Source organism: Mesorhizobium sp. B2-3-7 (genome assembly GCF_006442695.1).
In the GTDB taxonomy this organism is placed as follows: Bacteria; Pseudomonadota; Alphaproteobacteria; order Rhizobiales; family Rhizobiaceae; genus Mesorhizobium.
The window spans coordinates 129275-148979 of sequence record NZ_VFVV01000011.1 but is presented as its reverse complement, the minus strand read 5'-3'; the positions used below and the strand labels follow the sequence as shown (position 1 = coordinate 148979).

18 protein-coding genes are annotated in these 19705 nt (G+C 64.1%); 12 read left to right on the top strand and 6 right to left on the bottom strand.

Translation table 11 applies throughout. The features are described from left to right. The first annotated feature begins 142 nt into the window (after window positions 1-142). The 12 genes from FJ940_RS21660 (at window position 143) to FJ940_RS21600 (ending at window position 12604) form a co-directional block, all read left to right on the top strand. Window positions 143-520, top strand: coding sequence for a VOC family protein (locus FJ940_RS21660; RefSeq protein ID WP_140497034.1), 378 nt, complete (start codon window positions 143-145; stop codon window positions 518-520). A 92-nt stretch (window positions 521-612) separates the two neighbouring features. Further along, complete coding sequence (locus FJ940_RS21655) at window positions 613-1512, top strand: LysR family transcriptional regulator (protein ID WP_140497036.1); 900 nt, start codon at window positions 613-615, stop codon at window positions 1510-1512. A 132-nt stretch (window positions 1513-1644) separates the two neighbouring features. Continuing rightward, a complete protein-coding gene (locus tag FJ940_RS21650) occupies window positions 1645-2124 on the top strand; it encodes a formate dehydrogenase subunit gamma (RefSeq protein ID WP_140497038.1) in 480 nt (159 codons plus the stop codon). After that, the gene (locus FJ940_RS21645; RefSeq protein ID WP_140580495.1) at window positions 2121-3677 is read left to right on the top strand and encodes an NADH-quinone oxidoreductase subunit NuoF; all 1557 of its coding nucleotides are present in this window, start codon (window positions 2121-2123) and stop codon (window positions 3675-3677) included. Before FJ940_RS21650 ends, FJ940_RS21645 begins: the two co-directional genes overlap by 4 nt. Before the next feature lie 10 nt (window positions 3678-3687). Next, window positions 3688-6597, top strand: a complete 2910-nt coding sequence (gene fdhF, locus FJ940_RS21640) for a formate dehydrogenase subunit alpha (RefSeq protein ID WP_140657861.1) — start codon at window positions 3688-3690, stop codon at window positions 6595-6597. 129 nt (window positions 6598-6726) lie between these two features. Then, window positions 6727-7557: a formate dehydrogenase accessory sulfurtransferase FdhD gene (gene fdhD, locus FJ940_RS21630; protein ID WP_140657859.1), complete on the top strand. Its 831-nt coding sequence runs from the start codon at window positions 6727-6729 to the stop codon at window positions 7555-7557. Continuing rightward, window positions 7547-7858 (top strand): formate dehydrogenase subunit delta, encoded by a 312-nt coding sequence (locus FJ940_RS21625; RefSeq protein WP_140559723.1) that lies wholly within the window; start codon window positions 7547-7549, stop codon window positions 7856-7858. Before fdhD ends, FJ940_RS21625 begins: the two co-directional genes overlap by 11 nt. 112 nt (window positions 7859-7970) lie before the next feature. After that, window positions 7971-9524, top strand: a complete 1554-nt coding sequence (locus FJ940_RS21620; RefSeq protein ID WP_140556817.1) for an alpha/beta fold hydrolase — start codon at window positions 7971-7973, stop codon at window positions 9522-9524. Window positions 9525-9631: 107 nt separating this feature from the next. Continuing rightward, window positions 9632-10111 carry a carboxymuconolactone decarboxylase family protein gene (locus FJ940_RS21615; RefSeq protein ID WP_140657857.1) on the top strand — a complete coding sequence of 160 codons (480 nt, stop codon included), beginning with the start codon at window positions 9632-9634 and terminating at the stop codon, window positions 10109-10111. Window positions 10112-10129: 18 nt separating this feature from the next. Beyond that, window positions 10130-10558 (top strand): nuclear transport factor 2 family protein, encoded by a 429-nt coding sequence (locus FJ940_RS21610; protein ID WP_224518980.1) that lies wholly within the window; start codon window positions 10130-10132, stop codon window positions 10556-10558. 33 nt (window positions 10559-10591) lie between these two features. Next, window positions 10592-10906, top strand: a complete 315-nt coding sequence (locus FJ940_RS21605; RefSeq protein WP_140580502.1) for a hypothetical protein — start codon at window positions 10592-10594, stop codon at window positions 10904-10906. A 288-nt stretch (window positions 10907-11194) separates the two neighbouring features. After that, window positions 11195-12604, top strand: coding sequence for an FAD-binding oxidoreductase (locus tag FJ940_RS21600; protein WP_140657855.1), 1410 nt, complete (start codon window positions 11195-11197; stop codon window positions 12602-12604). Window positions 12605-12755: 151 nt separating this feature from the next. On the opposite strand, the gene FJ940_RS21595 is transcribed toward FJ940_RS21600, so the two are convergent. From FJ940_RS21595 to FJ940_RS21570, 6 genes are all read right to left on the bottom strand, one after another. Further along, window positions 12756-14183, bottom strand: coding sequence for a gamma-aminobutyraldehyde dehydrogenase (locus FJ940_RS21595; protein ID WP_140657853.1), 1428 nt, complete (start codon window positions 14181-14183; stop codon window positions 12756-12758). Between the two features lie 102 nt (window positions 14184-14285). Continuing rightward, window positions 14286-15101: an ABC transporter permease gene (locus tag FJ940_RS21590; protein ID WP_140657851.1), complete on the bottom strand. Its 816-nt coding sequence runs from the start codon at window positions 15099-15101 to the stop codon at window positions 14286-14288. Beyond that, window positions 15091-16056 (bottom strand): ABC transporter permease, encoded by a 966-nt coding sequence (locus FJ940_RS21585; RefSeq protein WP_140556822.1) that lies wholly within the window; start codon window positions 16054-16056, stop codon window positions 15091-15093. The genes FJ940_RS21590 and FJ940_RS21585 overlap by 11 nt, the downstream gene beginning before the upstream one ends. Window positions 16057-16279: 223 nt before the next feature. Next, the gene (locus FJ940_RS21580; RefSeq protein ID WP_140657849.1) at window positions 16280-17278 is read right to left on the bottom strand and encodes an ABC transporter ATP-binding protein; all 999 of its coding nucleotides are present in this window, start codon (window positions 17276-17278) and stop codon (window positions 16280-16282) included. A gap of 199 nt (window positions 17279-17477) precedes the next feature. After that, window positions 17478-18632 (bottom strand): ABC transporter substrate-binding protein, encoded by a 1155-nt coding sequence (locus FJ940_RS21575; RefSeq protein ID WP_140513012.1) that lies wholly within the window; start codon window positions 18630-18632, stop codon window positions 17478-17480. 125 nt (window positions 18633-18757) lie between these two features. Continuing rightward, entirely contained in the window at window positions 18758-19684 is a 927-nt protein-coding gene (locus tag FJ940_RS21570) for a LysR substrate-binding domain-containing protein (RefSeq protein ID WP_140513010.1), read from the bottom strand. Between the last annotated feature and the right edge of the window lie 21 nt (window positions 19685-19705).

Below are 19705 nucleotides of genomic sequence, written 5' to 3'. Positions count from 1 at the left end.
CGGCTGAAAGATGTGGATGCAGCCAATTGCAGGCACCGCTCGCAATTGGCTGGCCGCCGGCAAAGCGGGGGTCGTCAAGCGACCGGAGCGACCTATTTCCAAGGAGACGCCGGGGACGACAAGCAGCGAAGGAGAAACGATCATGCTTGCAAACAGCAACGCGACGGCCAACCTCGCGGTGAAAGAGCTGGCGAAGGCAAAGGCTTTCTACGAGGGGACGCTCGGCCTGAAACAGGTGCATGACGAGGGTGGCGAACTGATCGTGTACAAAAGCGGCGACACCACGATCAATGTCTATCGCTCTCAGTTCGCCGGAACCAACAAGGCGACGGCGGTGACGTGGACGGTCGGCGATGAGATCGACACCGTCGTCAGCGGGCTGAAATCGAAGGGCGTTGCGTTCGAGCACTACGAGATGCCCGGCCTGAGCCTGGAAGGCGACATCCATGTCGGTCACGGCATGAAGGTCGCCTGGTTCAAGGATCCGGACGGCAACATCCTCAATCTCGTCGACCGATAGGTTTCTGCGATCAAGCATCGGCTTGGGGCGATCGACATCGCAGTGGCCGGCAGCCCTCTGGCGCGGTGCGGCGGCGGCGGTTAGCTTCAGATATGATCGACAAGCTGGAATTTTTCATCGCGCTGGCCAAGGAAGAGCATTTCGGGCGGGCTGCCGAAGTGTGCGGCGTCACCCAGCCCACCTTGTCGGCCGGCATCAAGCAACTTGAGGGTCAGCTGGGCGTGATGCTGGTCCTGCGCGGCTCGCGCTTCCAGGGCCTGACCCCGGAGGGCAAGCAGGTGCTGGTGTGGGCGCGCCGCATCGTCGGCGATACCAGAACCATGCGCGAGGAGATGCGGGCGGCGCGGCACGGCTTGTCGGGACGTATCCGCATCGCCGCCATTCCCACCGCGCTCGCCATGGTGGCGCGGCTGACGACGCCATTCCGCGAAAAACACCCCGGCGTCACCTTCTCGGTACTGTCCCGGACCTCGATCGAAGTGCTGTCGCTGCTCGGCAATTTCGATATAGACGCCGGCGTCACCTATCTCGACAACGAACCGCTCGGACGAGTGACCAGCGTACCACTCTACGATGAGCGCTATCAGCTGATCACCGCCATCGGAAACCCCTATTCCGACCGCGACAAGGTGACATGGGCCGAGATCAGCCACCTGCCGCTCTGCCTGCTGACCCCGGACATGCAGAACCGCCGCATCATCGACCAGCACCTGGCCGAGGCCGGTGTCGAGGTCCGGCCGACGCTGGAATCCAATTCGATGATCGTGTTGTTCTCGCATATCCGCACGGGCAAATGGTCCTCGATCATGCCGCTCAACCTCACGGAAACGTTCGGCTTTTCCGAACCTATCAGGGCTATCCCGATCGTCGAGCCGGACGCCAGCCACACGGTCGGGCTGGTGGCCGCGTTGCGCGAACCGCATACGCCGCTGGTTTCGGCGCTGCTGGACGAGGCGATGGCGCTTGCAGACGATTTCCGCGCCCACCGCTAGGTTAGGGAATACAGGTGCTGGAACTCGATAGAAAATTTCTATCGAACGACGGATCAGCTTTATTGATTTCAGGGGTTTCTCCTGATTTTGTAAAGACTTAGCGATAAAGCCACCGACCAGGGAGGGCGCTGCGTGACGATGCAGCCTGCAAGTACCGAGATCGCATCGCGCACGGCCGCGATCATCCAGGAGCTGAAAGATCTCGAAGGTCCGCTGCTGCCGATCCTCCATAACATTCAGGAAGAGTTCGGCCATGTGCCGCAGGCAGCACTCCCGGTCATTGCCGACGGACTGAACCTTTCCAGAGCAGAGGTGCACGGCGTCGTCACCTTCTATCACGATTTCCGCGCCCGCCCGGCAGGCCGGCATGTGCTCAAGCTCTGCCAGGCCGAAGCTTGCCAGTCGATGGGTTCCGACGTGGTCGCCGCCAGGATCAAGCAATTGCTCGGCATTGATTTCCACGAGACGGCGAAAGACGGTTCGGTGACCCTGGAGCCGGTTTATTGCCTCGGGCTGTGCGCCTGCTCGCCCTCGGCGATGCTCGATGGCGAGGTGATCGGGCGGCTCGACAACGAGAAGATCGAAGAAATCGTCGCAAAGGTGCGCTCATGATCCCGCGCATCTACATTCCCGGCGACTCCGGCGCGCTGGCGCTCGGTGCCGAAAGGGTCGCCAAGGCAGTTCGCGCTGAACTCGCCGAGCGCGGCGTTGAGGCCAAGATCGTCCGCAACGGGTCGCGCGGCGCCTATTTCCTAGAGCCTATGGTCGAGGTCGCCACAGCAAACGGCCGCGTCGCCTACGGGCCGGTGAAGCCGTCCGACGTCAAGAGCCTGTTCGACAATGGCTTTCTCACCGGCGGCCATCACAAGCGCTGGCTGGGCGCGCCGGACAAGATCCCGTTCCTGGCCAAGCAGACCCGTCTGACCTTCGCGCGCTGCGGCATCAACGACCCGCTGTCACTCGACGCCTATAAGTCGCTTGGCGGGCTGAAGGGCCTGCAGAACGCGGTGGCCATGGCCCCGGCAGAGATCGTCAGCCAGGTTACGGAGTCCGGCCTGCGCGGCCGCGGCGGCGCCGGCTTCCCGACCGGCATCAAATGGAAGACCGTGCTCGATACGACATCCGAGCGCAAATACATCGTCTGCAACGCCGACGAGGGCGACAGCGCCACCTTCGCCGACCGCATGATCATGGAGGGCGATCCCTTCGTGCTGATCGAAGGCATGGCGATCGCCGGCATCGCCACCGGCGCGACCAAGGGCTTCGTCTACATCCGCTCGGAATATCCGCATGCGGTGGCGGTCATGAACAAGGCCGTCGAGGTCGCCCGCAAGGCCGGCGTGCTCGGCGTCAGCGTGCTCGGTTCGGCCACCGCCTTCGACATGGAGATCCGCGTCGGCGCGGGCGCCTATGTCTGCGGCGAGGAGACCTCGCTTCTGAACAGCCTGGAAGGCAAACGCGGCGTGGTGCGCGCCAAGCCGCCGCTGCCGGCAATCCAGGGCCTTTTCGGCAAGCCGACGGTGATCAACAACGTCATCTCGCTGGCTTCGGTGCCCGTCATCATGGACAAGGGCGCCGCCTACTACAAGAATTTCGGCATGGGCCGCTCGCGCGGCACGATCCCGATCCAGATCGCCGGCAACGTCAAGCGCGGTGGCCTGTTCGAGGCGGCTTTCGGCATGACGCTGGGCGAAATCATCGACGATATCGGCGGCGGCACGGCCACCGGCCGGCCGGTGAAGGCGGTGCAGGTCGGCGGCCCGCTCGGCGCCTATTTTCCGCGCGCGCTGTTCGACACACCGTTCGACTATGAGGAATTCGCCAAGCGCGATGGACTGATCGGCCATGCCGGCATCACCGTATTCGACGACACCGCCGACATGCTGAAGCAGGCGCGCTTCGCCATGGAGTTCTGCGCCATCGAAAGCTGCGGCAAGTGCACGCCCTGCCGCATCGGCTCGACGCGCGGGGTGGAGACCATCGACAGGCTCGCCGCCGGCATAGAGCCGGAGAAGAACCTCGCCCTGGTTACCGATCTCTGCAACACGATGAAGTTCGGATCGCTCTGCGCGCTGGGCGGCTTCACGGCCTACCCGGTGATGAGCTCGATCACGCATTTCCCCGAGGATTTCAAGCCCGCGCCGGCGCGCGTGGCTGCTGAATAGGAGCTGGCAGATGAACATCAAGGCCGACTTCCCGACGCTTATCGAAGAGATCGATTACGGAACTCCGCAATCGAAGGCTGAGAAGCGGATCACGCTGACCGTCGACGGCCGCAGCATCAGCGTGCCGGAAGGCACGTCGATCATGCGCGCCGCGATGGAAAGCGGGGTCGAGATCCCGAAGCTATGCGCCACGGACATGCTGGACTCGTTCGGTTCCTGCCGCGTTTGCCTGGTCGAGATCGAAGGGCGCGGCGGCACGCCGGCGTCCTGCACGACGCCTGTCGGCGAAGGCATGGTGGTGCGCACGCGGTCGGAACGGCTCGACGCCATTCGCCGCGGCGTCATGGAGCTCTATGTCTCCGACCATCCGGTGGGCTGGAACGAGAAGGCCGGCACCGGCGCCAGTGAGTTCGACGCGGTGGCGAAGTCGGTTGGCCTGACCGAGAACCGCTACGGCGTCGAAGGCCGCAATCACGTCAAGGAGGATGGCGTCGCGCCCGGCCACGGCTCGCTGGCCGTCGACTACGTCGCGCGTGACGAATCCAATCCGTATTTCACCTATGATCCGGCGCAATGCATCGTCTGTTCGCGTTGCGTGCGGGCCTGCGAAGAGGTGCAGGGCACCTTCGCGCTGACGATCGAGGGCCGCGGCTTCGAATCGCGCATGGTCGCCGGCATGCACGAGGATTTCATCGCTTCCGAATGCGTGTCCTGCGGCGCCTGCGTGCAGGCCTGCCCGACCGATGCGCTGCGCGAGAAGACAGTGCTCGCCAAGGGCCTGCCGGAACGCTCGGCCGTCACCACCTGCGCCTATTGCGGCGTCGGCTGCTCGTTCAAGGCCGAAGTGAAGGACGACGAGGTCATCCGCATGATGCCCTACAAGGAGGGCAAGGCCAATCACGGCCATTCCTGCGTGAAGGGCCGCTTCGCCTATGGCTATGCCACTCACAAGGACCGCATCCTGTCGCCGATGATCCGCGAGAAGGTCAGCGATCCCTGGCGCGAGGTGAGTTGGGAGGAGGCGATCGCCCACACGGCCAAGGAGTTCCGCCGCATCCAGTACCAGTATGGACGCACGGCGATCGGCGGCATCACCTCGTCGCGCTGCACCAATGAGGAGACCTATCTGGTCCAGAAGCTGGTGCGCCAAGGCTTCCGCAACAACAATGTCGATACCTGCGCGCGCGTCTGCCATTCGCCGACCGGCTACGGGCTCGGCCAGACCTACGGCACCTCGGCCGGCACGCAGGATTTCGATTCCGTCGAATTCACCGACGTCGCCGTCATCATCGGCGCCAATCCGGCTTCCGCACACCCGGTTTTCGCCTCGCGGCTGAAGAAGCGGCTGCGCCAGGGCGCCAAGCTGATCGTGCTCGACCCGCGCCGCACCGAGATGGTCAAGTCGGCGCATATCGAAGCCGACTACCACCTGCCGCTGAAGCCCGGCACCAATGTCGCCGTGCTGACGGCGCTGGCACATGTCATCGTCACCGAAGGCCTGTTCGACGAGGCCTTCATCCGCGAGCGCTGCGACTGGACGGAATTCCAGGACTGGGCGTCCTTCGTCGCCCTGCCGGAGAACAGCCCCGAAACCGTCGGCAAGCTGTCCGGCGTCGATCCCGAACTGATCCGCGGTGCTGCGCGTCTCTACGCCAAGGGCGGCAACGGGGCGATCTACTACGGCCTCGGCGTCACCGAGCACAGCCAGGGCTCGACCACGGTGATGGCGATTGCCAATCTCGCCATGGCCACCGGCAATATCGGTCGCCCGGGCGTCGGCGTGAACCCGCTGCGCGGCCAGAACAACGTGCAGGGCTCGTGCGACATGGGCTCCTTCCCGCACGAACTGCCAGGCTATCGCCATGTCTCGGGCGACGCGGTGCGCGACATCTATGAAAGCCTGTGGGGCGTGAAGCTGGACGACGAACCCGGCCTGCGTATCCCCAACATGCTGGATGCCGCCGTCGACGGCTCCTTCAAGGGCATCTACATCCAGGGCGAGGACATCCTGCAGTCCGATCCCGACACCAAGCATGTCGCCGCCGGACTGGCCGCGATGGAATGCGTGGTCGTGCACGACCTTTTCCTCAACGAGACGGCGAACTACGCGCATGTGTTCCTGCCGGGCTCGACCTTCCTTGAGAAGGACGGCACCTTCACCAATGCCGAGCGCCGCATCAACATGGTGCGCAAGGTGCTGGAACCGAAGGCGCGTTACGCCGATTGGGAAGCGACGCAGGAGCTTGCCCGTTCCGTCGGGCTGGACTGGAACTATGCGCATCCGTCCGAGATCATGGACGAAATCGCCAAGACGACGCCGAGCTTCTCCGGCGTCTCCTTCGAGTTGCTCGACCGCCTCGGATCGGTGCAGTGGCCCTGCAATGAGAAGGCCCCTCTCGGCACCCCGGTCATGCATGTCGACGGCTTTGTGCGCGGCAAGGGCAAGTTCATCCGCACCGAATATGTGGCGACGGACGAGCGAACCGGGCCGCGCTTCCCGCTGCTTTTGACCACCGGCCGGATCTTGTCGCAGTACAATGTCGGCGCGCAAACGCGGCGCACCGACAATATCATGTGGCACTCCGAGGACCGGCTGGAGATCCATCCGCACGACGCCGAGAACCGTGGCCTGCGCGACGGCGACTGGGTGCGGCTGACCAGCCGCTCCGGCGAGACGACGCTGCGCGCGCAGATCACCGACAGGGTGTCACCGGGCGTGGTCTATACGACCTTCCACCATCCCGACACGCAGGCCAACGTCATCACCACGGACTTTTCGGACTGGGCGACCAACTGTCCGGAATATAAGGTGACGGCGGTGCAGGTCGGTGCCTCCAACGGACCATCGGAATGGCAACGCGACTATGACGAGCAAGCGCGCAACAGCCGCCGCATCGCCCCGCTGGAAGCGGCGGAGTAGAACTTGGACGAGGCATTCGACAATAAGAGCTTCAATCTTGATGGTTGATCGACCACCATTGCGTCGAGCTTCACTCGATACCTCTTCCCCGATCGACGGGGGAGAAGAAAGGCGCGAGGGGTGCGTCTCGTGACTCGCAAACGCCCCGCCATCACCGAAATGTCCCGTCTCGCTCGCCGCGCCAGCGGCACGGCAGCGGCCCGCCGCATGGTGCCGGAAGAAACGCCGGTGGCGTTCTCCTTTGCCGGCACGACGCACGCGGTGATGATGGCGAGCCCGGCCGATTTGAAGGATTTCGCACTCGGTTTCTCGCTGACCGAAGGCATCATCGCTTCACCCGACGAAATCGAGGCGATCGAGGTCGAGGATCTCGGCGCCGGCATCGACATCCAGATTCGACTGAAGGACCAGGCCAACACGCGGTTCGAGACGCGGCGGCGCAGGCTCGCCGGACCGGTTGGCTGCGGGCTCTGCGGCATCGAATCCATCGAGGAAGCGATGCGCTCGGTCGATGCGGTTGGTGCGTCTAAACTTACGCTTGATGCCGGCGACATCGTCCGTTCCGTCAAGCTTCTCTCCAGGATGCAGCCGCTGCACAGCGAGACGGGCGCGGTGCACGCCGCCGGCTTCTATATCCCCGGCAAGGGCACCGTCATTGCGCGCGAGGATGTCGGCCGTCACAACGCACTGGACAAGCTGGCCGGTGCATTGGCCAAGGCCGGCATCGACGGCGCGACCGGCGCGGTAGTGGTGACGTCGCGCGTCTCCGTCGAGATGGTGCAGAAGACGGCGACGATCGGCTCGCCCTTCATCATTGCCGTCTCTGCGCCGACCGCGCTCGCCGTCCGCACCGCCGAACAGGCCGGCATGACGCTGGTGGCCTTGGTTCGCGGCGACGATTTCGATATTTTCACCCATCCGGACCGGGTGGTTCGCGGAGTTGCCAAACATGTCGCATGACGAAGACCACATCATGAGCACCAGCGAGAAGCTGGTGCGGATGGCCAACCAGATCGCGGCCTTTTTCCACTCCAGGCCGCGCGAAGAAGGCGTGGCCGGGGTGGCCGAGCATATCAACAAATTCTGGGAGCCGAGGATGCGGCGTCAGTTCTTCGAGATGCTGGACAGCGGCGGCGACGGCTTCGATGAACTCGTCGTGGCTGCCTCGACCAGGATCAAGCGGCCGGTCTCGCCCGCCGAGGCCGATCTGAAGCTCGGGCTCAAGCTTCCCCCAGGCGACGTAGCCGTCTCGCAAAAATAGCCATTGGTTCGCGTCCGCTTATATTTCCTTCCGCTAAAGTTTAAGCTGCCGCACGCGACGCAGCTCTGCTATGGTCAGCGATCCGAAATCGCCAGGCCGGGCGGAACAACTCGTGAGGCCGATCGAGACCCGATACGCCCGTAGCGGCGATGTGCGGATCGCCTATCAGGTGGTCGGCCAAGGCGCGTTCGATCTCGTCTTCGTGCCGGGCTTCATCTCCAATCTCGACCTGCATTGGGAGGATGAAGGCTATAGCAGGCTGCTGAAACGGCTTTCCGCCTTCTCAAGGCTGATCCTGTTCGACAAGCGCGGCACCGGCCTGTCCGACCGCGTCGATGCCAACCATCTCCCCAGCCTCGAAACGCGCATGGACGACGTGCGTGCGGTGATGGACGCGGCCGGCAGCGGCCGCGCGGCCCTGCTCGGCGCCTCGGAAGGCGCTCCGATGGCCATGCTGTTCGCCGCCACGTATCCGGAGCGGACGCGCGCCCTGGCGCTCTATGGCGGCTATGCCCATTTCCACCGATGGGTGATGCCGCCGGAACGGCTGGACGCATTCATCGCGACGACGGAAACCGCCTGGGGCACAGGCGCCACCTTGCCGCATTTTGCGCCCGGCCGCGTCGAAGACAGTCACTTTGCCGCCTGGTGGTCGCGGTTCGAGCGGCTGTCGGCAAGTCCAACGGCGGCGGCGGCGCTGGCGCGCATGAATGCCGGCATAGATGTGCGCGGCATACTCTCGGCGATCAGCGCGCCGACGCTGCTGATCCACCGCCGCAACGACGCGCGCGTCGATCCCGATGCCAGCCGCTTTCTCGCCCGGAAGATCCCGAACGCCCGGCTTGTCGAAATCCCCGGGCGCGACCACCCGGTATGGACCGGTGACGTCGACCGGGTCGCCGACCTAATCGAGGAATTCCTGACCGGCGAGCCGGCCGTGGCCGACAGCGAGCGCGTGCTCGCCGCATTGCTGGTGACGCGTATCTACGATACGGCGCGCCTCGGCGACCGCATGTGGAGCGAGCGCAGCCAGCGATTCCAGGAGACCTGGCGATTGCTGGTGGGGCGCCATGGCGGACGTGTCGCAGGCACGCATGGCGAGCTGATGATCTCGCGCTTCGACGGTCCGGCGCGCGCCATACGCTGCGCGGCGGCATTGCGCGAAGCGGCGCAGGAGATCGGTGTGGCCAGTGCACAGGGCGTGCATGTCGGCGAGATCGAGATGCGCGGACCGCCGGTCGGCTTGACTGCACGCGTGACCATACAACTTGCGGCCCATGCCAGCCGCGGCGAGATCCTGGCGTCGCGGCTGGTTTCCGACCTGGCGACCGGCTCCGGCCTACACTTCATCGATGGCGGACGCATTGCGCTCGACGAGTTGGACGAGCCGTTGGCGTTTGTTCTTGCGACGTCCGAGCAGCATCTGGAACCCGCCTGCCGATCCAAGCCCAGGCCTGCCGAACCGGCCGCGCTGACGGCGCGCGAAAGCGAGGTGGTGAGCCTGATCGCCGACGGCAAAAGCAATGCCGCGATCGCCGCCGAGCTCAACCTCAGCGAGCATACGGTCAAGCGTCACGTCGCCAACATATTGCTCAAGCTCGACCTGCCGTCGCGGGCGGCGGCGGCCGCGTTTTCGGCACGCAACCCTGGCCCGCACGGGCCATAAAGGCCATGGCGCTTTCGGGCGAAGCGGCCGATGGCGTCGGGGATTATCAATTCTTCCCATGCAGGCCAGGCGATATCGCCGTGACGGTACTGCGAAGGGAGGATGAAATGGTGAAATCAAGTCGCAAGACCAGATTGCTCGTCATCGCGGCCGGCGTCGGCGCCTTGCTGGCCCTGGCTCCGGCGCGGGCCGAGGATGCCTCGGCGACGGCAGCATACAAGGACATAGAGGCCACGCTCGGCTCCGTACCGGACATGTTCAGGACTTTGCCTGACGTGGCGGTCGCCGGTGCCTGGGCCGAGATAAAGTCGATGCAGCTCAACCCCAAGACCGCACTCGACGGCAAGACCAAGGAACTCATGGGGCTTGCCGTCGCCTCGCAGATTCCTTGCCAGTACTGCGTCTACTTCCACACCGAGGCCGCCAAGCTCAACGGCGCGACCGACGAGGAGATCAAGGAAGCGGTGGCGATGGCCGCGATCGTTCGCCACTGGTCGACGATGCTCAACGGCAGCCAGGTCGACCTCACAGCCTTCAAGAAGCAGACCGACGACGTGTTCGCGGCCGTGAAGGCCAAGTCGCAGTGACACTATCGCTGCACGGCGATGACCGCCGGGCAGCACTTTGCTCATCAACCGCCCGATCGGGAAGACGGGCCCATGGAGGACGAAATGCTGACCAAGACACAGACCGTTGACGGCGCGGCAATCAAGAAAGCCATCGAAGGGCGCGACGGACAGATGCTGTCGAGCTTTTACGCCGACGATGCGGTGTTGCGGGTCGTCGACCGCAATAATCCGCCGAGCAAGCCGCGCGAGATCCGCGGCCGAGCGGCGATCAGCACATTCTGGGACGACATCTGCAGCCGGGCAATGACCCACAAGGTCGATACCACCATTGCCGATGGCGACAATCTCGCCTTCACGCAAGCCTGCGCCTACCCGGACGGGACCAAGGTGTTCTGTGCGGCGATGCTGGAACTCAAGGGCGGGCGGATTGCACGGCAGACGGTCGTGCAGGCCTGGGACGAGTAAGCGGCATCAGCCGCATCTTCGGAGGAGGAAAACATGTTCAGCGCCAGATGGCAGATCGACGCCAGGTTCGGACACAAGCAGACCGTGCTCGACCTCATGCGGAAATGGGAATCCGAGATCGGTTCGCAGGTCGGCGTCGCCGACCTGAAGTTCCAGATCATGACGGGTTCGATCGGCGCGCGGGAGGCGACGGTCGAATCTCACCACCAGGTCGAAAGCCTGGCCCAGTTGGAAGAGTTCTTCGCCAGGATCGGCAAGATCGACGCGCATGCCAAATGGGGCAAGGAGATCGAGCCTTACGTCGTGTCGGGCACCAGCCTCTGGCAGATTTTCCGCATCGTCGAATAATGCATGTCGCCCAAAGGTGCCCATAGAACAACGATCTGAAGCGCGCCGCATCGGTCCCTTTCGACGCGACGCGCTTTCGCTACCATGACGGCTTCCGCCTGCCCGCTATGGCTCTCCCGGGCCATTTCCCCACTGGCCCTTTCGGGCGAAGCAGCGAGGAGCCGGATCGGTGCAATGTGCTCTCCTGCACCATCCTGCGCACCCGACGGATGGACGGCACAAGCAAAGCAACAAGATAAATCGTCGCGTCGAAACCATATGGCGCGGGCGCGATCAGGGAGGAAACCGATGACCGACGAAACCTATGCAAAACTGCGTGAAGGCTTGCGCGGAGAGCTGATCCTGCGCGGCGAAGCCGGCTATGAGGAGGCCCGCAAGGTCTACAACGGCATGATCGACAAGAGTCCGGCGCTGATTGCACGCTGCGTCGATGTCGCCGACGTGATCGCCGCTGTAAGGTTCGCGCGCATAAACGACCTCCTCATCGCCGTGCGCAGCGGCGGCCACAACGGCGCGGGATTGGGGATTTGCGACAACGGTCTCGTCATCGACCTGTCGATGATGAAAGGCGTCCATGTCGACCCGAAAACCCGCACCGTGAGGGTCGCGCCCGGCTGCACTTCGGGCGACGTGGACCACGCCACCCATCCTTTCGCGCTCGCCGTTCCGTTCGGCATCGTTTCGACCACGGGCGTCGCCGGCCTTACCCTCGGTGGAGGAACCGGCTATCTCACGCGCAAATACGGCCTCACCATCGATAATCTGATCGAGGCCGATCTGGTGCTGGCCAATGGCAGCATGGCGAAGGCCAGCAAAAGCGAGAATCCCGACCTGTTCTGGGCGCTCCGGGGCGGCGGCGGCAATTTTGGCGTGGTAACCAGCTTCCTGTTCCAGGCTCATCCGGTGAACATGATCTTCGGCGGTCCGGTGTTCTGGGACGCCAGGCACGCGTCGGCGGTCATGCGTACCTATCGCGACTACCTGCCGGAAGCGCCGGAAGACCTCGGCGCTTTCGTCGGCCTCAAATCCGTCCCTTCGAGCGATCCTTTCCCGCGCGAGCATTGGGGCAAGCGCGCCTGTGCCATCATCTCGTGCTACAACGGCACGGAGGAGGACGGGCGCAAGGCCATGGCGCCGCTGCTGGACACCTTGCCGCCGCCAATGTTCAACTGGATGGGCGTAATGCCGTTCCCGGCGATGCAGTCGCTATTCGACCCGCTCCTTCCGAAAGGCCTGCAATGGTACTGGAAGGGCGATTTCGTCAAGTCGCTTCCCGACGAAGCGATCGCGACCCATATCGCCCAGGCCGCCCAGGCGCCCAGCGAATTGTCGCTTATGCATCTATACCCGATTGACGGCGCCGTCCGCCGCGTCGGCAAGGACGAGACCGCCTGGAACGCGCGTGACGCAAGCTGGTCGATGGTCATCGCCGCCATCGACCCCGATCCGGGCAAAGCCGCCGACCTGACCGCGTGGGCACGGAATTACTGGGCGAGCGTCCATCCCCATAATGGCGAGGGCGGCTACGTGAACTTCATGATGGACGATGAAGGAGACGCGCGCTTGCAGGCGAGCTATGGCGGAAATTACGAGCGGCTGAGCCAGGTTAAGCGAACCTACGACCCATCCAATGTCTTCCGGGTCAACCTGAACATCAAGCCTGCGACATCGGCGATGCCGGGCCGGACGGCCGCGTAGTGCCGGGGTCTCGCCGCTGATGCCGTTCGGCGGCCGTGCCTGTCAAATGCAGCGCAATCGCGAAGTGGAATGGCGCTGACGACCCTCTCAAGCGGGGTCGCCGGCGCCGGCCACAGCCATATAAGATCTGCCTTTGCCGGAAGGAGACAGATTACCCGTGCGCCACCATCACATGGCGCACGGCGGTATAATCCTCCAGCGCGTAGAGCGACATGTCCTTGCCGTAACCGGACTGCTTCAGCCCGCCATGCGGCATCTCGTTGGTCAGCATGAAGTGGGTGTTGATCCAGGTGCAGCCATATTGCAGGCGAGCGGCCGTCGCCATGGCGCGCGAGACGTCCCTGGTCCACACCGACGATGCCAGCCCATAATCGCTGTCATTGGCCCAGTTCACCGCCTCGTCGACTTCCGTGAAACGGGTGACCGAGACCACCGGGCCGAAGACTTCGCGGCGCACGATCTCGTCCTCCTGCAAGGCGCCGGCGACGACGGTCGGCTGGTAGTAGAAGCCGGTGCCCTCGCCCGGCTTGCCGCCGGTGGTGATCTCGATGTGCTTCAATTCCGAGGCGCGCTCGACGAAGCTCGAGACACGGTCGCGTTGGCGGCGCGAGATCAGCGGGCCGATCTCGTTCTCGGCATCGTCCGGCAGATTGTACTTGATGGTCGACACGGCCGAGGAGAGATCGGCGACGAGCTTGTCGTAGACCTTCTTGCCGGCATAGATGCGGCAGGCGGCGGTGCAGTCCTGGCCGGCATTGTAGTAGCCGAAGGCGCGCAGGCCGTTGACCACGGCGCCGAGGTCGGCATCATCGAAGACGATGACCGGGGCCTTGCCGCCGAGTTCCAGATGCGTGCGCTTGACCGACTTGGCGGCCGCCTGCAGCACCTTCTTGCCGGTGGCGACATCGCCGGTGATCGAGATCATGTTGACCTTGGGATGGTTGATCAGCGTATTGCCGACGCTGTCGCCGCGTCCGAGCACGACATTGACGACCCCTTCGGGCAGGATTTCGGCCAGGATCTTCGCCAGTTTCAGCGCCGTCAGCGGCGTCTGTTCCGACGGTTTGAAGACGACCGTATTGCCGCCGCCGATCGCCGGCGCCAGCTTCCAGGCCATCATCATCAACGGGTAATTCCACGGCGCGATGGAAGCGACGATGCCGATCGGATCGCGCCGGACCATCGAGGTGTGGCCCGGCAGGTATTCGCCGGCTACCTGGCCTGGCATGGAGCGGACGGCGCCGGCGAAGAAACGGTAGCAGTCGACGATCGCCGGGATTTCATCATTGAGCACGGCATTGATCGGCTTGCCGCAGTTCAGCGCCTCGAGCGCCGCGAATTCCCTGGCTTCGGCCTCTATGCGGTCGGCGATCTTAAGGAGATAGCCCGAGCGCTGCGCGGGCGTGGTACGCGACCAAGCCGTGAACGCCTTCCCGGCAGCCGTCACCGCCGCCTCGATCTGCGCCGGGCTCGCCTCGGGGAGATTGAGAATGGTCGCCCCGGTCTTCGGATCGAGGACCGGCTCCTCGGTCTCGGTGCCTTTCTCGAACTTCGAGCCGATCAGCATCTGGGTGTCCATTGGGTTCTCCTTGAAGAGGAGCGAGTGGCGAATAGTGAGTAGCGAATAGGGTTTGGCTAACGATTTCCCTCTTCGCTACTCGCTATTTCCTATTCGCTGTTTTCATTTCCCGCTGCCGGCGATCTGGTCGCCGTCGCGGGTCAGGTAATAGGCGGCGAGGATCGGCAGCAGCGTCACCAGCACTACCACCATCGCCACGACATTGGTGACCGGGCGCTGGCGCGGGCGGATCAGTTCTTCAAGCATCCAGATCGGCAGCGTCTGCTGCTGGCCGGCGGTGAAGGTGGTGACGATGACCTCGTCGAACGACAGCGCGAAGGCCAGCATGCCGCCGGCAAGCAGCGCCGTGGCGATGTTGGGCAACACGATATGCCGGAAGGTCTGGAAACCATCCGCGCCGAGATCCATCGAGGCCTCGATCATCGAGCCCGAGGTGCGGCGGAAGCGGGCAACGGCATTGTTGTAGACGACAACCACGCAGAAGGTGGCGTGGCCGAGCACGATCGTCCAGAACGAGAACGGAATGTCGGCCAGCGCGAAAGCCGAACGCAGCGCAATGCCGGTGATGATGCCGGGCAGCGCGATCGGCAGGATGACCAGCAGCGAAATGGTTTCACGGCCGAAGAATTTCGTCCGTGACACCGCGGCGGCGCACAGCGTGCCGAGAACCAGCGCGATGGCCGTTGAGATGGCGGCGACGCGCACCGAGAGCGACAGCGCTTGCCACACGTCCGGCCGGTTCCAGGTGACGGCGAACCACTGCGTGGTGAGCCCCGGCGGCGGCCAGACGAAGCTCTTCTCTTCGGTCGTGAAGGCATAGACGAAGATCAGCAGGATCGGCAGATGCAGGAACAGCAGGCTGCAGGCCGCAGCGATCTTCAGGCCAAGCGGAGCCGATTGGGCACGGTCAGAGCGCATCGAAGGCCCCCATGCGCTTGGCGCCCCAGAGATAGAAGCCCATGATGACGATGGGCACGACCGTGAAGGCGGCGGCGAGCGGGATGTTGCCGGCCGTGCCTTGCTGCGAATAGACGGCCTGGCCGATGAACAGGCGCGACGTGCCGATGATCTGCGGGATGATGTAGTCGCCCAATGTCAGCGAAAAGGTGAAGATCGAGCCGGCGACGATGCCGGGCAGCGCCAGCGGGAACAGCACATTGCGAAAAGTCTGGCCGGGCGACGCGCCAAGGTCGGAAGAGGCTTCGACCAGATTGCCGGGCACGCGCTCGAGGGCTGCCTGCACCGGCAGGATCATGAAGGGCAGCCAGACATAGACGAAAACGATAAAGGTGCCGGTGAACGACACCGACAGCGAGTTGCCGCCGACGACCGGCAGCGACAGCCAGGCGTCAAGCAGCCACAACAGGTTCAGCTTGGCGAGCAGCCAGGTGAGAATGCCTTCCTTGGCCAGGATCAGTTTCCAGGCGTAGATCTTGACCAGGTAGCTCGACCACAGCGGCAGCATGACGCCGAGATAGAATAGCGCCTTCCAGCGGCCGCGCGCATAGCGCGCCGCGTAGTAGGCGATGGGGAAAGCGACGACGGCCGAGACCAGGGTCACCAGGGCTGCCATCGTCACCGTGCGCAGGATGATGTCGAGATTGGCGGCCTGCAACAGGTCGCCATAGGTCTTCAACGTGAACTCACGATTGATGAGGCCGGAGAACTCGTCGATCGAGAAAAAGCTCTGCGCCAAAAGAGCGAACAACGAGCCGATATAGACGATGCCGAGCCACAGGACCGGCGGCAGCAGCATAAGCAGAAGGAGCAGTTGCGGCCTGCGCCAGAAGAGGTCGGAGAGCGCGCCGCGTATGCCGCCGCTGCCGGGCAGGATGGCAGGGGCTGGGCTGGGGGTGAGCGCGGCAATGGTCATGGGGCCGCCGTGTGCTGAAGAGAATTATATGAGAGGCCGCGTTCTGCGTCGCCCCCCTCTGTCCTGCCGGACATCTCCCCCTCACGGGGGGAGATTGGCAATTTCTCGGCCTCGCCAATTCTGCGACGTTGGAAATTGGCGAAACCCGAAAGGGCAGCCAATCTCCCCCCTTGAGGGGGAGATGTCCGGCAGGACAGAGGGGGGTGCTTCGCGCAAGCCTTCATCACACCGGCTCGTCCATCAAATGCAGGCTCTCGCGGTTGAAGGTGAGCACCACCGCCTCGCCTTCCCTGGGCAAGGCCGTACCGGCAGGCACGATGGCGTGCAATTTCAGACCGTCGGCATCGAGCGCCAGCCTGGTGGTCGCCCCGAGATAGTTAGTTGAGACGAGGCGCGCGGCGACGCCCTCGCCGCTCGCCGCGCGGCCGACGCGGATGGATTCGGGGCGCAGGCTGCCCCAGCCGCGCTGGCCGCAATAACGCTGGACGAAATCCGGCGGCAGCACGTTGGAGGAACCGACGAAATCAGCGACGAAGCGAGTGCTCGGCCGCTGGTAGATATCTTCCGGCGTGCCGATCTGCATGATCCTGCCGTCGTTGAAGACGGCGACGCGATCGGCCATCGACAGCGCCTCGCCCTGATCGTGAGTGACGAAGACGAAGGTTATGCCGAGCGCCTTTTGCAGCGACTTCAGTTCTTCCTGCATGTTCTCGCGCAGTTTGAGGTCGAGTGCGCCGAGCGGCTCGTCGAGCAGCAGCACCTTGGGCTGGTTGACCAGTGCGCGGGCCAGCGCGACGCGCTGGCGCTGGCCGCCGGAAAGCTGGCCGGGGCGGCGGACGCCGTAGCCGGGCAGCCTGACCAGCGACAGCGCCTCTTCCGCTGCCTTGTGCCGCCCGGCCTTGCCGACGCCCTTGACCATCAATCCGTAGGCGACATTGTCGAGCACATTGAGATGCGGGAACAGCGCATAGTCCTGGAAGACAGTGTTGACGTTGCGGCGATAAGGCGGAACGCCCTCGGCGCGCTCGCCGAAGATCGAGATCGAACCCGCCGTCGGCTGCTCGAAACCGGCAATGAGGCGCAGGCAGGTCGTCTTGCCGGAACCGGACGGCCCGAGCATGGCGAAGAACTCGCCAGGTACGATTTCGAGGTCGACCGTGTCGACGGCGCGCACGCTGCCGAAATGGCGCGAGACTTTTTGAAAGGAAACGGCTGAGGTCATGGGGTGTCAGTCTCTTGCCGATTGGGTTCTCTTCGGTCGCCCGCAATCGTGGCTGGACGGCGAACGCGCGCCACTTACCTCCCCTCGATGCGGGAGGTCGCGGCGAAGTCGCGGGTGGGGGTGCTCTGGCACAGACCGCCGCGACGCCCCGCCCCGACGCTGCGCGTCGACCCTCCCCACAAGGGGAGGGTGAAGAAAATCATCGCCCGCCGATGACGCCGATATAGTCCGACACCCAGCGGTAATAGGGCACGCACTGGTCGTTCTGGGTGGCGCATTTGGTCACCGGCGTCTTCCAGAACTTGATCTTGTCGAAGTTTTCGTAGCCGTTGGTCTTGCAGCCTTCGTCGGTCAGGAGCTCGTTGCCCTTGCAGGCGGCGGGGACGACCGGCAGCGAGCCGAACCAGGCCGAGACGTCGCCCTGCACCTTGGGCGAAAGCGAGTGTTCGAGCCACATATAGGCGCAGTTCGGATGTGCCGCGTCGGCCTCCATCATAGTGGTGTCGGCCCAGCCGGTGACGCCTTCCTCCGGCACGGTCGAGGCGATGGGCTTCTTGGCCGCGATCAGCGTGTTGACCTGGTATGGCCACGAGCCGGAGGCAACCACGCCTTCGTTCTGGAAATCGTCGACCTGGATGGCGGCATCGTGCCAGTAGCGGCCGACCAGCGTGCGCTGGACGCGCAGCAACTCGAGCGCGGCCTTGTACTGGTCCTCGTTCAACTCGTAGGGGTCCTTGATGCCGAGCTCCGGCTTGTGGAACATCAGGTAGTTGGCGGCATCGGCGATGTGGATCGGGCCGTCATAGGCCTGGACGCGGCCCTTGTTTGATTTGCCGTCCGGCAGCTTCATCTCCTCGAAGACGATGTTCCAGCTCTTGGGCGCTTCCTTGAAGACATCGGTATTGTACATCAGGACGTTCGGCCCCCACTGGTAGGGGACGCCATAATGAACCTTGTCGACGGTGAACCAGGGGGCGTCCTTGATGCGGTCGTCGACCGTCTTCCAACTCGGGATGAGGTCGGTGTTGATCGGCTGCACGCGCTTGCCGGCAACGAGGCGCAGCGATGCATCGCCCGAAGCGGTGACGAGGTCGAAGCCGCCCTCGTTCATCAGCGAGACCATCTCGTCCGACGTGTTGGCGGTCTTGACGTTGACCTTGCAGCCGCTTTCCTTCTCGAAGGCGGTGACCCAGTCATAGCCCTTGTCGGTTTCGCCACGCTCGATATAGCCCGGCCAGGCGACGATATCGACCTCGCCTTCACCCTTGCCGAGTTCCGTGACCTGAGCGATGGCCTGGCCGGAGAAGGTCAGCGCGACCGTCAATGCAGTGCATGACTTCAGGAATGAATTCATCATCGATCTCCCATTGATAGGCCCGCGCTTCGGCGGCGGCTTTGTTCCCTGAAGCGAAGTTGCTGTGAAAATCCCGGTTTCGCAAATTCATTTATCAGAAGGGGGATATCGGTTTTTCCGATAGATTAGCGGCCGTTCTTGTCGGGGCGCTGGCGAACCATGCGCTGCGACTGCGCCAGACCGATGAAATCGCGCGCAGCCTGCGGCAGGCCGGAGCCGCGGCGCCAGACCATCCCGACCTGGACGACGGGTAGGGCACCGGAGACGTCGCGCGACTCGATGCGGTCGCCTTCCAGCGACCACGGCCGGTAGACGAGGTCGGGCAGCAGCGCCACGCCCGCGCCGGTGGCGACGAGGCTGCGCACCGCTTCGACCGAACGGGTGCGGAAGGCGACATGCGGCTTGGCGCCGATTGCCGTCAGCAACTTGCCGGTGTTCTCCTCGATCTCGTCGACGGTCAGCATGATCAGCGGCTCCGAAGCGATGTCGCCGATGCCGATGATGTCGGCGCCGGCGAGCGGATGCCCGAGCGGCAGCCACAGGCGGTAAGCCGAGACTTCAAGGATTTCCGATTGCAGCGCGGTTCGGTCGCGCAGATTGGACGTGACCATCACGGCGATGTCCAGCTTGCCGCCGATCAGCAGATGCTCGAGATAGTCGCCATTGTCCTCGATTGCCGAGACCTCGACGCCGGGATAGGCACGACGGTAGCGGGAAAGCAGGTCCGACAGCACATAGCCGGCGACCAGCGAGGTGACGCCGAGCTGCAGCCGGCCGCCCGCTGTCGCCTGCTCGCCGAGGAAGGCGCGGCGCGCATCGGACACATCGGCCAGGATCTTGGTGGCATGACGCAGGAACTGGTGGCCCTTGTGGGTGATGTTGAGGCCGCGCGGATGGCGGTCGAATAATTCGACGCCGAGATCGCCTTCGAGCTCCTTGATCGCTTCGGTGACCGAGGATTGCGAAATGGAGAGGTTCTGCGCGGCACCCGACACCGTGCCCTGCTCGGCGACGGCGATGAAGAACTGCAACTGGCGGATGGTGAAAGCCATGGCCGGACTAAACACGGCGGG

What these genes read in the sequence shown, in the direction of transcription:
- FJ940_RS21660 (WP_140497034.1), top strand. Translation starts at nt 143, where the DNA reads ATGCTTGCAAACAGCAACGCGACGGCCAACCTCGCGGTGAAAGAGCTG.
- FJ940_RS21655 (WP_140497036.1), top strand. Translation starts at nt 613, where the DNA reads ATGATCGACAAGCTGGAATTTTTCATCGCGCTGGCCAAGGAAGAGCAT.
- FJ940_RS21645 (WP_140580495.1), top strand. Translation starts at nt 2,121, where the DNA reads ATGATCCCGCGCATCTACATTCCCGGCGACTCCGGCGCGCTGGCGCTC.
- fdhF (WP_140657861.1), top strand. Translation starts at nt 3,688, where the DNA reads ATGAACATCAAGGCCGACTTCCCGACGCTTATCGAAGAGATCGATTAC.
- FJ940_RS21625 (WP_140559723.1), top strand. Translation starts at nt 7,547, where the DNA reads ATGTCGCATGACGAAGACCACATCATGAGCACCAGCGAGAAGCTGGTG.
- FJ940_RS21615 (WP_140657857.1), top strand. Translation starts at nt 9,632, where the DNA reads ATGGTGAAATCAAGTCGCAAGACCAGATTGCTCGTCATCGCGGCCGGC.
- FJ940_RS21610 (WP_224518980.1), top strand. Translation starts at nt 10,130, where the DNA reads ATGACCGCCGGGCAGCACTTTGCTCATCAACCGCCCGATCGGGAAGAC.
- FJ940_RS21605 (WP_140580502.1), top strand. Translation starts at nt 10,592, where the DNA reads ATGTTCAGCGCCAGATGGCAGATCGACGCCAGGTTCGGACACAAGCAG.
- FJ940_RS21600 (WP_140657855.1), top strand. Translation starts at nt 11,195, where the DNA reads ATGACCGACGAAACCTATGCAAAACTGCGTGAAGGCTTGCGCGGAGAG.
- FJ940_RS21595 (WP_140657853.1), bottom strand. Translation starts at nt 14,183, where the DNA reads ATGGACACCCAGATGCTGATCGGCTCGAAGTTCGAGAAAGGCACCGAG.
- FJ940_RS21590 (WP_140657851.1), bottom strand. Translation starts at nt 15,101, where the DNA reads ATGCGCTCTGACCGTGCCCAATCGGCTCCGCTTGGCCTGAAGATCGCT.
- FJ940_RS21585 (WP_140556822.1), bottom strand. Translation starts at nt 16,056, where the DNA reads ATGACCATTGCCGCGCTCACCCCCAGCCCAGCCCCTGCCATCCTGCCC.
- FJ940_RS21580 (WP_140657849.1), bottom strand. Translation starts at nt 17,278, where the DNA reads ATGACCTCAGCCGTTTCCTTTCAAAAAGTCTCGCGCCATTTCGGCAGC.
- FJ940_RS21575 (WP_140513012.1), bottom strand. Translation starts at nt 18,632, where the DNA reads ATGAATTCATTCCTGAAGTCATGCACTGCATTGACGGTCGCGCTGACC.
- FJ940_RS21570 (WP_140513010.1), bottom strand. Translation starts at nt 19,684, where the DNA reads ATGGCTTTCACCATCCGCCAGTTGCAGTTCTTCATCGCCGTCGCCGAG.